The sequence below is a fragment of the Sphingopyxis sp. genome (genome assembly GCF_050916055.1).
Lineage (GTDB): Bacteria > Pseudomonadota > Alphaproteobacteria > Sphingomonadales > Sphingomonadaceae > Sphingopyxis.
Genome location: NZ_CP051527.1, coordinates 3,024,940 through 3,039,398, shown reverse-complemented (window position 1 = coordinate 3,039,398; position 14,459 = coordinate 3,024,940). Strand labels below are relative to the sequence as shown.

The 14,459-nt window shown below is 66.2% G+C and carries 14 protein-coding genes; 11 read left to right on the top strand and 3 right to left on the bottom strand.

What is annotated here, in order from left to right; translation table 11 throughout:
• Positions 1-10 precede the first annotated feature (10 nt).
• Complete coding sequence (gene panC / locus HEQ22_RS14780) at positions 11-850, bottom strand: pantoate--beta-alanine ligase (RefSeq protein WP_432768604.1); 840 nt, start codon at positions 848-850, stop codon at positions 11-13.
• 84 nt (positions 851-934) lie between these two features.
• On the opposite strand from panC, the gene HEQ22_RS14775 reads away from it, so the two are divergent.
• The 7 genes from HEQ22_RS14775 (at position 935) to HEQ22_RS14745 (ending at position 7,961) form a co-directional block, all read left to right on the top strand.
• Positions 935-1,756, top strand: coding sequence for a division plane positioning ATPase MipZ (locus HEQ22_RS14775; RefSeq protein ID WP_432768603.1), 822 nt, complete (start codon positions 935-937; stop codon positions 1,754-1,756).
• 32 nt (positions 1,757-1,788) lie between these two features.
• On the top strand, positions 1,789-3,183 hold the full coding sequence (pgmG, locus tag HEQ22_RS14770) for a phosphoglucomutase/phosphomannomutase PgmG (protein WP_432768602.1): 1,395 nt from the start codon (positions 1,789-1,791) through the stop codon (positions 3,181-3,183).
• 238 nt (positions 3,184-3,421) lie between these two features.
• Complete coding sequence (lptB, locus tag HEQ22_RS14765) at positions 3,422-4,237, top strand: LPS export ABC transporter ATP-binding protein (RefSeq protein WP_432768601.1); 816 nt, start codon at positions 3,422-3,424, stop codon at positions 4,235-4,237.
• A gap of 144 nt (positions 4,238-4,381) precedes the next feature.
• Positions 4,382-5,842 carry an RNA polymerase factor sigma-54 gene (gene rpoN, locus HEQ22_RS14760; RefSeq protein ID WP_432768600.1) on the top strand — a complete coding sequence of 487 codons (1,461 nt, stop codon included), beginning with the start codon at positions 4,382-4,384 and terminating at the stop codon, positions 5,840-5,842.
• A 178-nt stretch (positions 5,843-6,020) separates the two neighbouring features.
• A complete protein-coding gene (gene galE, locus HEQ22_RS14755) occupies positions 6,021-7,037 on the top strand; it encodes a UDP-glucose 4-epimerase GalE (RefSeq protein ID WP_432768599.1) in 1,017 nt (338 codons plus the stop codon).
• Between the two features lie 89 nt (positions 7,038-7,126).
• Positions 7,127-7,252, top strand: a complete 126-nt coding sequence (ykgO, locus tag HEQ22_RS14750; protein ID WP_003046794.1) for a type B 50S ribosomal protein L36 — start codon at positions 7,127-7,129, stop codon at positions 7,250-7,252.
• 97 nt (positions 7,253-7,349) lie between these two features.
• Positions 7,350-7,961, top strand: coding sequence for an HAD family hydrolase (locus HEQ22_RS14745; protein WP_432768598.1), 612 nt, complete (start codon positions 7,350-7,352; stop codon positions 7,959-7,961).
• Here HEQ22_RS14745 and HEQ22_RS14740 read toward each other — a convergent pair.
• Together HEQ22_RS14740 and HEQ22_RS14735 are read right to left on the bottom strand one after the other, a co-directional pair.
• Positions 7,946-8,182: a hypothetical protein gene (locus tag HEQ22_RS14740; protein ID WP_432768597.1), complete on the bottom strand. Its 237-nt coding sequence runs from the start codon at positions 8,180-8,182 to the stop codon at positions 7,946-7,948. The two genes, HEQ22_RS14745 and HEQ22_RS14740, sit on opposite strands and share 16 nt — an antisense overlap.
• A gap of 17 nt (positions 8,183-8,199) precedes the next feature.
• The gene (locus tag HEQ22_RS14735) at positions 8,200-10,365 is read right to left on the bottom strand and encodes a S9 family peptidase (RefSeq protein ID WP_432770892.1); all 2,166 of its coding nucleotides are present in this window, start codon (positions 10,363-10,365) and stop codon (positions 8,200-8,202) included.
• Between the two features lie 83 nt (positions 10,366-10,448).
• Here HEQ22_RS14735 and HEQ22_RS14730 point away from each other — a divergent pair, with 83 nt between their 5' ends.
• The 4 genes from HEQ22_RS14730 (at position 10,449) to ribD (ending at position 14,459) form a co-directional block, all read left to right on the top strand.
• Positions 10,449-12,287, top strand: a complete 1,839-nt coding sequence (locus HEQ22_RS14730; RefSeq protein ID WP_432768596.1) for an aminopeptidase P family protein — start codon at positions 10,449-10,451, stop codon at positions 12,285-12,287.
• A 10-nt stretch (positions 12,288-12,297) separates the two neighbouring features.
• Positions 12,298-12,759, top strand: a complete 462-nt coding sequence (locus tag HEQ22_RS14725) for an acyl-CoA thioesterase (RefSeq protein ID WP_432768595.1) — start codon at positions 12,298-12,300, stop codon at positions 12,757-12,759.
• A gap of 257 nt (positions 12,760-13,016) precedes the next feature.
• Positions 13,017-13,484, top strand: coding sequence for a hypothetical protein (locus HEQ22_RS14720; RefSeq protein WP_432768594.1), 468 nt, complete (start codon positions 13,017-13,019; stop codon positions 13,482-13,484).
• A gap of 30 nt (positions 13,485-13,514) precedes the next feature.
• On the top strand, positions 13,515-14,459 hold the full coding sequence (ribD, locus tag HEQ22_RS14715) for a bifunctional diaminohydroxyphosphoribosylaminopyrimidine deaminase/5-amino-6-(5-phosphoribosylamino)uracil reductase RibD (RefSeq protein ID WP_432770891.1): 945 nt from the start codon (positions 13,515-13,517) through the stop codon (positions 14,457-14,459).

Genomic DNA, 14,459 nt, shown 5'->3' with positions numbered 1-14,459 from the left:
TTGCTGTCGGTCAACCGACCGGATAATTGTCGATCAGCCGCGTCTTGCCGATTCGCGCCGCCGCCAGCAGGCGGGCAGGGGGGCGAACGTCGGCGAGCCGTTCGAGGCTGGCGGCGTCGGCGAGCGCGATATAGTCGACGCTGTCGAACCCGCCGGCGACGATCGCCGCCTCGGCCTTGGCGAGCGTTTCGTACATGTCGCCGCCGTTCGCCAGCGCGGCGGCCGCGGCCTTGAGCGCGTTCGGAAAGGCGGCGGCTGCGCGGCGCTGTTCGGGCGAGAGATAGGCGTTGCGCGACGACAGCGCGAGGCCGTCGGCGTCGCGCGCGATCGGGGCGCCCAAGATGTCGAGCGCGAAATCGAGGTCGCGCGCCATGCGGCGGATGATCGCCAGCTGCTGCCAGTCCTTCTCGCCAAAGATCGCGATGTCGGGCCGGACCTGGTTGAACAATTTCGCGACGACGGTGGCGACGCCGTCGAAATGGCCGGGGCGCGCGGCGCCGCAATAATCGGCGCCGAGCTCGGCGACCTCGATATGGGTGCTGTGGCCGCCGGGATACATGACCGCGACGTCGGGCGCCCACAGCAGGCTCACGCCTTCGTTGACGAGCAGCGCGGCGTCGCGCGCTTCGTCGCGCGGATAGGCAGCAAAATCCTCGTTCGGTCCGAACTGCGTCGGGTTGACGAAGATCGAGACGACGACATGGTCGGCGACGCGCCGCGCCATCTGCACCAGCGAGAGGTGGCCGTCGTGCAGCGCCCCCATCGTCGGCACCAAAGCGACGCTTTTGCCGCCCTGCTTCAGTGCCGCAACGGCACGGTGCAGCGTCGCGATATCACGGATGATTTGCACCCTTGCCCGGCCTCCGATATTGGCGGCGCTCATGCTCCACCGACCCAGCCGCCATGCCGCGCCAACAGGAAAATCGCAACGCTCATGACAACAACTGCGCCGACCCCCGCGCCGCACCGCATCATCTTCGCCAATGAAAAGGGCGGGACCGGCAAGTCGACCTGCGCGGTGCATTTCGCGGTCGCGCTCGCCAGCCAGGGCTGGTCGGTCGCCGGGCTCGACCTCGATCCGCGCCAGCGCACCTTTCACCGCTATCTCGAAAATCGGGCGAACACGATGCAGCGCCGCGGCATCGACCTGCCGAGCCCGCGCTTCGAAGTGTTCGAGGGCAGCACGGTCGAGGAACTCGACGCGCATGTGGCGCGGGTTTCGGAAGGCGCCGATTATTTCGTCGCCGACACGCCGGGGCGCGACGACGTCTTTGCGCGCCATCTGGCGACGAGCGCCGACACGCTGGTCACCCCGATCAACGACAGCTTCATCGATTTCGACCTGATCGGCCAGGTCGATCCAGAAACCTTCCAGGTCACGCGCCCCAGCTTCTATTCCGAACTGATCTGGGATGCGCGCAAGGCGCGCGCGAAAAGCGACGGGCGGACGATCGACTGGATCATCTTGCGCAACCGCCTCCAGCATGTCGACGCGCACAATATGCGCCGCGTCGGCGAGGCGCTGACCCAATTGTCACGCCGCGTCGGCTTTCGCGTCATCCCCGGCCTCGGCGAGCGGGTGATCTATCGCGAGCTGTTCCCGGCCGGCCTCACCCTGCTCGACAAGGCGCATCTCGGCGGCATGGGGATCGGGCATGTCGTCGCGCGGCAGGAATTGCGCGAAGCGATGGCGGGATTGAACCTGCCCGCGCGCCAACGCCTGCATCCCGACGGCGACCTGTTCGCCGCCGCCTGAGCCTTTTCCTCTCCCCCAAGAAGGATCGCAAGATGACCCCCCTGACGCGCCACGACTTTCACCCGACGCTGCTGCGCGAATATGACATTCGCGGTGTCGTCGGCGATACGCTGTCGGACAAGGATGCCTATGCCATCGGGCGCAGCTTCGCGACCATGGTCGCGCGCGCCGGCGGCCACCGCGTCGCGGTCGGTTACGACGGGCGGCTGTCGTCGCCGATGCTGACCCAGGCGCTGGTTGCCGGGATCAACGCCGCCGGCATCGACACGCTGAACGTCGGGCTCGGCCCGACTCCGATGCTCTATTATGCCGCGTCAACCGAAGCGGTCGATGGCGGCATACAGATAACCGGCAGCCACAATCCCCCCGACTATAACGGCTTCAAATTTGTGATGCAGGGGCGTCCGTTCTACGGCGCCGACATCCAGCGGGTCGGCGAATTGGCGGCCGTCGGCGACTGGGCGTGCGGCGAGGGCGCGGCGGAGAGCATCGACATCGTCGACGCCTATGTCGACCGGCTAGTCGAAGGGTTCGCCGGCGGTGCCTTCCGCATCGGCTGGGACGCCGGCAACGGCGCCGCGGGCACCGTCATCGAGAAGCTGACCGCGAGGCTTCCCGGTGAGCATCATCTGCTCTTTACCGATATCGACGGGCATTTTCCCAACCACCATCCCGATCCGACCGAAGAGAAGAATCTGGCCGATCTGCGCAAGCTGGTCGCCGAAAAGAGCCTCGATTTCGGCGTCGCTTTCGATGGAGACGGCGACCGCATCGGCGCGATCGACGGCCAGGGCCGGGTGATCTGGGGCGACCAGCTGTTGCAGATCTATGCCGCCGCGCTGCTCGCCGACACCCCCGGCGCGACGGTGATCGCCGACGTGAAGGCCAGCCAGGCCTTGTTCGACCGCGTCGCGCAGCTCGGCGGCAAACCGCTGATGTGGAAGACCGGACACAGCCTGATCAAGGCGAAGATGAAGGAGGTCGGCAGCCCGCTGGCGGGCGAAATGAGCGGCCATGTCTTTTTCGCCGACCGTTATTACGGCTATGACGACGCGCCCTATGCCGCGGTGCGGCTGATCGAGGCGGCGACGAAGCTGGGGCAGAGCGTGACCGAACTGCGCGGCGCGATGGCGCCGATGGTCAACACCCCCGAACTGCGCTTCCAGGTCGACGAGGCGCGCAAATTCGCCGTTGTGGACGAAGTTCTCGAACGGCTTGCGGCGGCGGGGGCCGATGTCGACCGCACCGACGGCGCCCGCGTGCTGACCGCCGACGGCTGGTGGCTGCTGCGCGCGTCGAACACCCAGGACGTCCTCGTCGCGCGCGCCGAGGCGCAGGACGAGGCGGCGCTGGCGCGGCTGATGGCGGCGATCGACGAACAGCTCGCGCTGTCGGGGGTCGCGCGCGGCCCGCAGGCCGGACATTGAGGCATTGCCGCCCTTCCCTGAAAGGGAGGGGTGCGAAGACTTGGCAGCTTGCTGCCTAGTCGCAGCGGGGTGGGTATGCGGCATAAATAACGCCTGCGGCCACCCACCCCCAACCCCTCCCTGAAGACGGGAGGGGAGAAATAGAGCCCTTGGACGCCCTGCAAAAATCTTGCCAGATTGACCTTGGCGGCGCACCTCGGGTAACGCCCGCAGATCATTGACGGACCGCGACGAGCTTATGACCGACGAAACCTCCCTTGCCCCTCCCCCGTCCGGCGACGACCATGGCGTCGCCGAACATAGCGCCCACGCGCAGCAGGATGCCGCCGCGGGCAACGGGCTGGCGGTGATTTCGATCGCCAAAAGCTATGACAAGCGCACCGTGCTGTCCGACGTGTCGCTGTCGGTCGGCAAGGGCGAGGTTGTCGGACTGCTCGGCCCGAACGGCGCCGGCAAGACGACCTGCTTCTATTCGATCATGGGGCTGGTCAAGCCCGACGCCGGGCGCATCATGCTCGACGGCGCCGACATCACCGCGTTGCCGATGTACCGCCGCGCGATCCTCGGCCTTGGTTATCTGCCGCAGGAAACCTCGATCTTTCGCGGCATGACGGTCGAACAGAATATCGCCGCGGTGCTCGAACTCAGCGAACCCGACCGCGTCGCGCGCGAGGCGCGGCTCGAGGAATTGCTTGAGGAATTCGGCCTCACCCGCCTGCGCACCGCGGCCGCGATGGCGCTGTCGGGCGGCGAGCGCCGTCGCGCCGAAATCGCCCGCGCGCTCGCCGCCAACCCGTCGATCATGTTGCTCGACGAGCCGTTCGCCGGCATCGACCCGCTGTCGATCAGCGATATCCGCGACCTCGTCGCCGATTTGAAGACGCGCGGCATTGGGGTGCTGATCACCGATCACAATGTCCGCGAAACGCTCGACCTGGTCGACCGCGCCTGCATCATCTACGACGGCAAGGTGCTGCTCGCGGGCTCGCCGGAGGAACTGGTGGCCGACCCCGAGGTGCGCCGCCTCTACCTCGGCGAGGGTTTCTCGCTTTGAGCGGGTGGGATCGTACCGGTGTCGAATGAGCTACTTTCCGTTTCCGTTTGTGTCGAGCGAAGTCGAGACACGCCGAGTTCGTGCATGGCTTCACGTGTGTCGACTTCGCTCGACACGAACGGGATAGAAGGCCGCTAATTCCCAGTGGCGCTCGGTCCGCGCCTCGATCTCCGCCAGTCGCAATCGCTGGTGATGACGCCGCAGCTCCAGCAGGCGATCAAGCTGCTGGCGCTGTCGAACCTCGAACTCGACGCCTATCTGGCCGAGGCGCTCGAAGGCAATCCGCTGCTCGACACCGCCTCCGGGGACAGCGACGGCCTCGCCGACGACAGCATCGAGCGCGAAGCACCGGCCGCCGAAGCCGCGACCCTCGACGCCGATCAGGCGCTGTCGCCCGACAGCGCCGCCGCCGCCGACCTCGACGTCGATCTGGCCGAGGAACGCTTTCATCACGACTGCGCGAGCGACGGCGTCGGCGCGTCGGGCGGCGACGGCGAGGGCATCGATTTCGACAGCTTCGCCGAGCCCGACGGCACCCTCCACGACCACCTGCTCGCGCAGGTCGGCGAACGCTTTTCGGGTGTCGAGGCGCTGGTCGCCGAACAGCTGGTCGGGCTGATCGACGAGACCGGCTATCTGCGCGCCGACCTTGCCGAGCTTGCGCAGCGGCTCGGGCTGCCGCTGGCGCTCGTCGAGGCGGTGCTTGCGGTTGTGCAGGGGTTCGACCCCGCCGGGGTGGGCGCGCGCGACCTGGCGGAATGCATCGCGATCCAGGCGCGCGAGGCCGATCGCTACGACCCCGCGATGGCGTGCATGATCGCGCATCTCGACCTCGTCGCGCGCGGCGCCTTTCCGCAGCTGAAACGCATCTGCGGCGTCGACGACGAGGATCTCGCCGACATGATCCGCGAACTGCGCGGTTACGACCCGAAGCCGGGGCTGAAATTCGGCGGCGACCAGGCCCCGGCGGTCGTGCCCGACATCTATATCCGCCAGACCGCAGCGGGCTGGGCGGTCGAGGTCAATTCGGGGACGCTGCCGCGGCTGCTGGTCAACCGCCGCTACTATGCCGAACTCGCCAAGGGGGCCGCGGCGAAGAGCCGGGCGTGGCTGTCCGAACAGCTCGCCGGCGCCAACTGGCTGGTGCGCGCGCTCGACCAGCGCCAGCGCACGATCGTCAAGGTCGCGAGCGAAATCGTCAAGCAGCAGGAGGGGTTCTTCCTCCACGGCGTCGCGCATATGCGGCCGCTGACGCTGCGCCAGGTCGCCGAGGAGATCGGCATGCACGAATCGACCGTCAGCCGCGTGACGAGCAACAAATATCTCAGCTGCGCGCGCGGCTTGTTCGAACTCAAATATTTCTTCTCGTCGGGCATATCGGCGACGCAAGGCGACGGCGCGGTGTCGGCCGAGGCGGTGAAGAGCCGGATCAAGGCGCTGATCGAGGCCGAGGATGGCAAGGCGATCCTGTCGGACGAGACGATCGCGCAGAAACTTTCGGCCGAAGGCCACGACATCGCGCGCCGCACGGTGGTCAAATATCGCGAGGCGATGGGGTTCGGATCGTCGGTGCAACGGCGCCGGCAGAAGGCGCTGGCGGGGTGATGCCGCTCGCTTACCTCTACCCCGTTTGTATCGAGTGACGTCGAGATACGCGAAGGCACGCGCTCCATGACGTGTCTCGACTTCGCTCGACACGAACGGAAATGTGGGCGTTTTAAACGACTGCTAACCATTTTCTAACCATGTCGGGGCTAGCGCTGCGACCAAAGGAGCTGACCGCGTGACCGCACCGCACCGTCCCTTCACCATCCTCGTGACCGGCGGCGCCGGCTATATCGGCAGCCATGCGGTGCTGGCGCTGCTCGATGCCGGCTGGCGCGTCGCGGTGCTCGACAATCTGGTCACCGGCTTTCGCTGGGCGGTTGCCGAGGACGCGGTCTTTTACGAAGGCGACATCGCCGATGCGGCGCTGGTCGCACGCATCGTCGCCGAGCAGAATATCGGCGCGATCATGCATTTCGCGGGATCGGTGGTGGTCCCCGAATCGGTCGCCAACCCGCTCAAATATTATGACAACAACAGCGCGCGCAGCCGCGCCCTGATCGACACCGCGGTGCACGCCGGAGTGCGCCATTTCATCTTTTCCTCGACCGCCGCTACCTATGGCATCCCCGACGCCATCCCGGTGCGTGAGGACGCGCCGCAGCGGCCGATCAATCCCTATGGCATGTCGAAGCTGATGACCGAGGCGATGCTCGCCGACGTCGCCGCGGCGCACGACTTCAACTATGCGGCGCTGCGCTATTTCAACGTCGCCGGTGCCGATCCCGCGGCGCGCAGCGGCCAGTCGACCGCGGGCGCGACGCATCTGATCAAGGTCGCGGTCGAGGCGGCGCTTGGCCGCCGCAGCCATGTCGACATCTTCGGCAGCGACTTCGACACCGCCGACGGCACCGGGGTGCGCGACTATATCCACGTCAGCGACCTAGCCGCCGCGCATCTGCTGGCGCTCGATGCGCTGATCGCCGATCCTGCGGCGAGCCATCAATTGAACGCCGGTTACGGCCGCGGCTTTTCGGTGCTCGACGTGCTCGACGCGGTCGATCGCGCGACGAACGTGCGAATCGAGCGCCGCATGGGCGAGCGCCGCGCCGGCGATCCCGATGCGCTGATCGCCGATAACGGTGCGATTCGCGCCGCGCTTGGTTGGCAGCCGCGCTACAATGATCTGGACACGATCGTCGCGCATGCGCTGGCGTGGGAACGCGCGCTCGCCGAACGGCAGCTTACGGCCTGATTTCTGCGCCGATCGCGGTTGACTTTTGGACCGCATCGCCATAGTTGCGCCGCTTCGCGTTACCGCCAGAGTTTAATCGGACAAGAGCCATGAAGATTCGCAACAGCCTGAAGTCGCTGAAGGACCGTCACCGCGACAACCGCGTGATCCGCCGTCGCGGCCGCACCTATGTGATCAACAAGACCAACCGCCGCTTCAAGGCGCGCCAGGGCTGATGCCCCTGCGCGGGGCGCATGTGCCCCGTTTGCTTTTGCTGAACCGCGTTACGCCGTCGGACCCTTCCGGCGGCGCTTTCGCGTGTCTGGCGTTCGCATGATCGAACGCTGCGTCATCTTCGACGTCGGCCGCGTCCTGTTCGACTGGGATTTGCGCCACCTGTTCGGCAAACTGATCGCCGACCCGCAGGAACTCGACTGGTTCGTGACGAATGTCGTCACGCCGCAGTGGCATTTCCAGCACGATGCCGGCCGCCCGCTCGCCGAGATGTTGCCCGAGCTGAAGGCCCAATTTCCAAGGCATGGCGCGCTGATCGACGCCTATGCGGCGCGCTTCAACGAGACGATCCCCGGCCCCGTGCCCGGCAGCCTCGAACTCGTCAAACGGCTCGACGCCGCAGGCGTGCCGTTGTTCGCGATCACCAATTTCGGCCATGAATTCTGGGAAGCCTTTCGCCCGACCCAACCGGTGTTCGACCGCTTCCGCGATATCATCGTGTCGGGCACCGAAAAGCTGATGAAACCCGACCCCGCGATCTACCGCCTCGCGATCGCGCGATTCGGCATCGATCCGGCGGGCGCGCTGTTCATCGACGATGTCGCGGCGAATGTCGCGGGGGCCGAATCGGTCGGGATCGCGGGGCACCGGTTCGTCGATGCGTCGACGCTCGAGCGTGCACTATTGGCGCAAGGCTATTTGTCGGCCTGATTGGTGGTGCTGCCTCTCGAAGCAACAATGGGATAGGCCAGATTGAACAGCCAGCTGGCCGCCCCGGCCAGGAGGATCACCAAAAGCCGGGCCGGCGCGCGTCGCCCGCCTTCGATCAACGAAGTTTCAGCGAACAGCCGCCATACCACTTCGTGAGCCAAATAGGCCGCCAAGCCGATAAAAAGCAGGTGGATCAGCACACGGTGCCATGGAACGATCATGGGTCTCGGCTCGCCCGCTACTTCTCCACCCCCAACTGCGTCAGCACGAAGGCGAACTCCTCGGCATCCTCGCGCAGCGCGCCCCAGCGGCCCGACTTGCCCGCGTGGCCCGCGCCCATGTTGGTGCGCAGCAGCAGCGTCGAATCATTGGTCCGCGTCGCGCGAAGCTTGGCGACCCATTTGGCCGGTTCCCAATAGGTCACGCGCGGGTCGTTGAGCCCCGCCGACACCAGCATCGGCGGATAGGCCTTGGCGGTGACATTGTCATAGGGGCTGTAGCTCAGCATATAGTCGAACGCCGCCTTGTCGGTAATCGGATTGCCCCATTCGGGCCATTCGCCGGGGGTTAGCGGCAGCGTTTCGTCGACCATCGTGTTGATGATGTCGACGAACGGCACCCCCGCCAGCACCGCGCCCCACAGTTCGGGCGCCTCGTTATACACGACCCCCATCACCTGCCCGCCCGCCGAGCGACCCTCGATCGAAATCTTGCCGGCGCTGGTGTAATTCCTGGCGATCAGCCCCTTTGCGACGTCGATGAAATCGTTGAAGCTGTTCTTGCGCGCGGTCGTTTTGCCGGCAAGATACCAGGCGCGGCCCAGGTCGTCGCCGCCGCGGACATGCGCGATGGCATAGATCATGCCGCGATCGACGAGGCTCAAACGCGTCGTCGAGAACCCCGGCGGGACGCGGTAGCCGTAGGAGCCATAGGCATAAAGATGCATCGGCGCGCTGCCGTCGAGTCGCGTGCCCTTTTTGTAGACGAGCGACGTCGGGATCATCGTCGTGCCGTCGCGGCTCGGCAGGTTAACCCGTTCGGTTACATATTGCGTCGCGTCGTAACCCGAAGGAATTTCCTGCACCTTCAATGTTTCCAACTCGCCAGTCGCAATGTTGAAGTCATAGACGGTGTCGGGGGTGACCATCGATTCATAGTCGAGCCGCAATTTGTCCTGATGATATTCAGGATTGTCGCCGAGCCCCGCGACATAGGTTGCCGCCGGGAAGGCGATCCGCCCGGGGGTCAGCGGCGCGTCATATTGGCGGATATCGACCTGGTCGAGCCCGTCCTCGCGCGCCTCGAGCACGAAATAGTCGCGGAATACCGAAAATCCGGTGATGTAGCTGTCGTCGCTGCCGGCGATCAGCGTCTTCCACTCACCCGGCGCCTTGACGCTCGCGGTCGCGATGCGGAAGTTGGGATGCTCGTCGTTGGTGTGGATATACAGCGTGCCGTCGCGCTCATCGACGTCATATTCACGCCCCTTCTGGCGCGCCGACACCAATTGCATCTTCGCTTCGGGGTTGTCGGCGGGGAGGAGGTAGACCTCGCTCGTCTCGTTATCGCCCGTCGCGATCACGATATAATTGTCCGCCGCGGTCTTGCCGATGCCGACCCCGAACCCGATGTCGGCTTCCTTGTAGAGCAATTTATCGTCCGCTACCGGGGTGCCCAGCTTGTGCAGCCGGACATTGTCGGTGCGCCAATTCTCGTTGGCGAGGCCATAGAGGATCGCGTCGCTCTGCGCCGTCCACACCAGCGACGACAAAGTGCCGGGGATGACGTCGGGCAGCATCGCGCCGGTTTCGAGATTGCGGATGCGCACCTCGAAACGTTCGGAGCCATTGTCGTCGAACGAATAGGCCATCAGCCTGCCGTCGGGGCTGATCGACACTTCGGCGAGGCGGAAATAATCCTTGTCCTTCGCCATCGCGACTTCGTCGAGGATCAGCGCGGTCTCGCCGCCGCCCGCGGCCGGCTTGCGGTACCATTTCTTGTACTCTGCGCCTGCTTCATATTCGACCCAATAGATCCAGTCGCCGTCCTTCTGCGGCACGCTCGTATCGGCTTCCTTGATCCGGCCCTTCATCTCCTGGAACAGCGTTTCGACCAGCGCCGCGTGGGGCTTCATCGCGGCGTCGAAATAGGCGTTTTCGGCCTTCACATAATCCAGCACATCCGCGTCATCGATCGTCGGATAGCTGTCGTCCTTCAGCCAGTGATAGGGATCGGACAGCGTCGTGCCGTGCAGCGTCATCGCGTGCGGGCGCTGGTCCGCGACGGGGGCGGCGGGCAGGGCGGGGGTCGGGCTGGTCAATGCGGCGTCTTTCTGTTGGGCTGACTGTTGGGCGGCGAGCGGCGATGATGCGACAAGCGGGGTGGCAATTGCTGCCAGAAACATCCAAATAGCGCGCATCACAAAAATCCCCCGCGGTGTCGCCCCGATCGGGCGGGACCGGCTGATGTAGGAACAAGGAAGCGACCATGTCCAGCGCCATCCCCAAATCGGTATACGCCGACCGCCTTGCCCGCGTCCGCGCCGAACTGACCGCGCAGGGGCTCGACGGCTTCGTCGTGCCGATCAGCGACGAACATATGAGCGAATATGTCGGCGCCTATGCCCAGCGGATGGCGTGGCTGACGGGGTTCGGCGGCTCGGCGGGGACCGCGGCGGTGTTGCCCGAAAAGGCGGCGGTGTTCATCGACGGGCGCTATACGGTGCAGGTGCGCGACCAGGTCGATGGCGACCTGTTCGACTATGTCGGGGTGCCGCAGTCGAGCGTCGCCGAATGGCTCGGCGCCCATGTCGGCGCGGGGCAAAAGATCGGCTTCGACCCCTGGCTCCACGGCATCGACTGGGCGCGCAGCCTGGGCAAAGCCTTGACCGCGAAGGGTGCGCTGCTCGTGGCGGTCGATCGCAATCCGGTCGACGCGGCGTGGGACGATCAGCCGGCGCCGAGCGATGCCGTGGTGACTGTGCACGATGTTGCGCTCGCCGGGCAGAGCGCGGTCGACAAGCGCGAGACGATCGCCGACTGGCTGAAAGAACAGGGTCTCGACACCGCGGTGATGACCGCGCTCGATTCGATCGCCTGGACCTTCAACATCCGCGGGGCCGACGTCAGCCACACGCCCGTCGGCCTTGCCTTCGCGCTGCTCCACGCCGACGCCACCGCCGACCTGTTCATCGCGCCCGAAAAGATGACCGACGCGGTGCGCGCACATCTCGGCAACAGCGTGCGCATCCATGATCGTGACGCCTTCGAGGCGGCGCTTGCCGACCTCAAGGACAAAAAGGTCGCGGTCGATCCGGGTTCTGCGGTCGCGGCGATCTTTACCGCGCTCGAGGCGGCGGGGGCGAAGATCGAACGCCACCGCGACCCCGCGGTGCTGCCCAAGGCGATCAAGAACAGCGTCGAACTCGACGGCGCCCGCGCCGCCCACGTCCGCGACGGGGTCGCGGTCGCGCGCTTCCTGCAGTGGATGGAGGATGCCGCGCCGCAGGGCGGCCTCGACGAGCTCGGCGCCGCAGCGAAGCTGCGCGAATTTCGCGAAGCGAATGGCGGGCTCGTCGATCTGAGCTTCGATACCATCTCGGCCGCCGGCCCCAATGGCGCGCTGCCGCATTATAAGGTCGACGAAACGACCAACCGCGCCATCGAAACCGGCACGCTGTACCTGGTCGATTCGGGCGGTCAATATGCCGACGGCACCACCGACATCACGCGGACGATCGCGATCGGCACCCCGACCGCCGAAATGCGCCGCCGTTTCACCCAGGTGCTCAAGGGCCATATCGCGCTCGCCATGGCGCGCTTCCCCACAGGGACGCGCGGCAGCCAGCTCGACATCCTCGCGCGCCAATATCTGTGGGCCGACGGGGTCGATTATGCCCATGGCACCGGCCACGGGGTCGGCACCTATCTGGCGGTGCATGAGGGGCCGCAGCGCATCGCCAAGCCGGCGGGCGGGCAGGCGGGGACCGAGGAACCGCTGCACGCGGGGATGATCCTGTCGAACGAGCCCGGCTATTACAAAGCCGGCGCGTTCGGCATCCGCATTGAAAATCTGGTGATCGTCGTGCCGCAGAGCATCGACGGCGCCGAAGAGGATATGCTGGGGTTCGAGACGATCACCTTCGCGCCGATCGCGCAGAACCTCGTCGACACCGCCTTGCTGTCGCCGGCCGAGGCCGATTGGCTCGACGCTTATCATGCCGCGGTGTTCGAGAAATTGGCGCCGGGGATGGACGCCGCCGACCGCGATTGGCTTGCCGCCGCCTGCGCGCCGCTCGACCGCGCGCCCGCCGCACTTGCCGCCTGAGCCGGCGCGCATGGACAGCAGTCACCTCGACGTTCCGCGCGGCGATTTTCGCGTGCAGGAAGATGTCCGCGTTCGGTTCAACGAGATCGACGGCCAGAACATCGTCTTCAACGGCAATTATCTGGTCTATGCCGATATCGGGGTCACCGAATATTTCCGCGCGCTGGGGGAGGTGCAACCCGGACCCTATTTTCACCAATATGGCACCGACATTCGCGAAACCCACTGCGAAATAACCTATCACGCCCCGGCGCGGCTCGACGAGCGGATCACCATCGCGGCGCGGATCAGCCGCTTCGAACGCATGAGCTTCACCGTCCATTGCGCGATTTTTCGCGGCGAGGAGCGGCTGACTGACATTGCGATCCGTTACGCGCATATCGATCTCGACAGCGGCGGCGCGACGCCCTTGCCGGGCAGCTTCATCGCCGAAGTGCGCCGATTCGAAACGCGGACGCCGGTCCAGGACTGAAGCTGCCGGTTCCGGCGCGGAAACCGATGACAGCCTGCGGCCAAAAAAAAGGGCCACCCGAAGGTGGCCCGTGAAAGTTTTGGGAGAGGATGCCTAAAAGGCAAGTGTGATATTGCAGTGCACAATGAATTGTGCAACTGCGAAAAAGACATCTGCAGTTGCATTTTTTGCAATCGTTGGCGGCGACGGCGAACGTCGATTGCAATCTTCTCCCCCTCGCAAATCGCCGCGACATCGCCTAAATTGGCGCCATGGGAATGTTGAGCAATTGGGATGTCGGCGGCGGCGTCGCGGATTTCTGGGCCTATGTGCGCGAACCGCGGCCGCACCGCTGGCCGCTGTTGGGTCTCGCAATCGTTTTGCCGCTTGTCATTTTCTACGGCTTTTCCGAACATCTGATCCCGCGCGAAGAGCAAAAGGCGCAGATCGTCTATTTCGAAAACTGGACGCAGGACCGCAGCGCCGACGAAATCCGCGCCGAATGGGTCGCACGCGCCAAGGAAACAACGCGCCGCAACGCCGAAAAGCGCGCCGAGTTTCAGCGTCTCGCCGACATGATGGGGGTCGAATATGATTCGGCCGAGGCCGACCGGGTAACGCGCGAGACCCTTGGCGCCGAAGCGGCCGAGAAGGCCAAGGCGCGGCCGGCGCCGCCGCAACAGCGTTCGACCCTCGCCGAACGCGCGGCGCGCACGCCGCAATCCGCCCCGGCCAGCCAAGACTAGATGCACCGCCCGCCCGCCGATGCCGACTGGATGGCGGCGGCGATCGCGCTGTCGCGGCGCGGTCGGCCGGGGTCGGCGCCCAACCCCAATGTCGGCTGCCTGATCGTTCGTGAAGGTCGCATGATCGCGCGCGGCTGGACCCAGTCCGGCGGGCGCCCGCATGCCGAGGCGGCGGCGCTCGCCATGGCGGGCGACGCGGCACGCGGCGCGACTGCCTATGTCACGCTCGAACCCTGCGCGCACGTCAGCGCGCGCGGCCCGGCGTGCAGCGACCTGCTGATCGAAGCGGGGGTCGCGCGCGTCGTCATCGCGGCGCAGGACCCCGACCCGCGCACCGACGGCGCGGGCATCGCGCGGCTGCAGGATGCCGGGATCGAGGTCGTGTTCAACGTTCTGGCGGCCGAGGCGCGCGCCGCGATGGCGCCGTGGTGGACGCGCCGGACGGACGGTCGGCCGTTCACGACGCTGAAACTCGCGACCTCGCTCGACGGCCGCATCGCGCGCGCCGACGGGTCGAGTCGCTGGATCACCGGCGACCGCGCGCGCGCGCACGGCCATCTCGAACGCGCGCAGCATCAGGCGATCCTCGTCGGGCGCGGGACGTATGAGGCCGACGCGCCGGCGCTCGACGTGCGGCTGGCGGGGCTCGAAAGCCGCAGCCCGCGCAAATATCTGCTGACGCGCGGCGCGGCGCCAGACGGCTGGACCGCCGCGGCGTCGCCGGACGATATCGCCGATGTCGATTCGCTGCTGGTCGAAGGCGGCGCCGGTGCCGCCGCCGCCTTTCTCGCCGCCGACCGCGTCGATCGCCTGCTCCTCTATCGCGCCCCGATTCTGATCGGCGACGGCCGCGCGGCGCTCGGCGACATCGGGCTCGCCGACCTGGCCGATGCGCATGGGCGTTGGCGCCTCGCCGACAGCCGCCTGCTTGGCAGCGACCGGCTCGACGTCTACGAGCGCACCAGCACAGTTTGA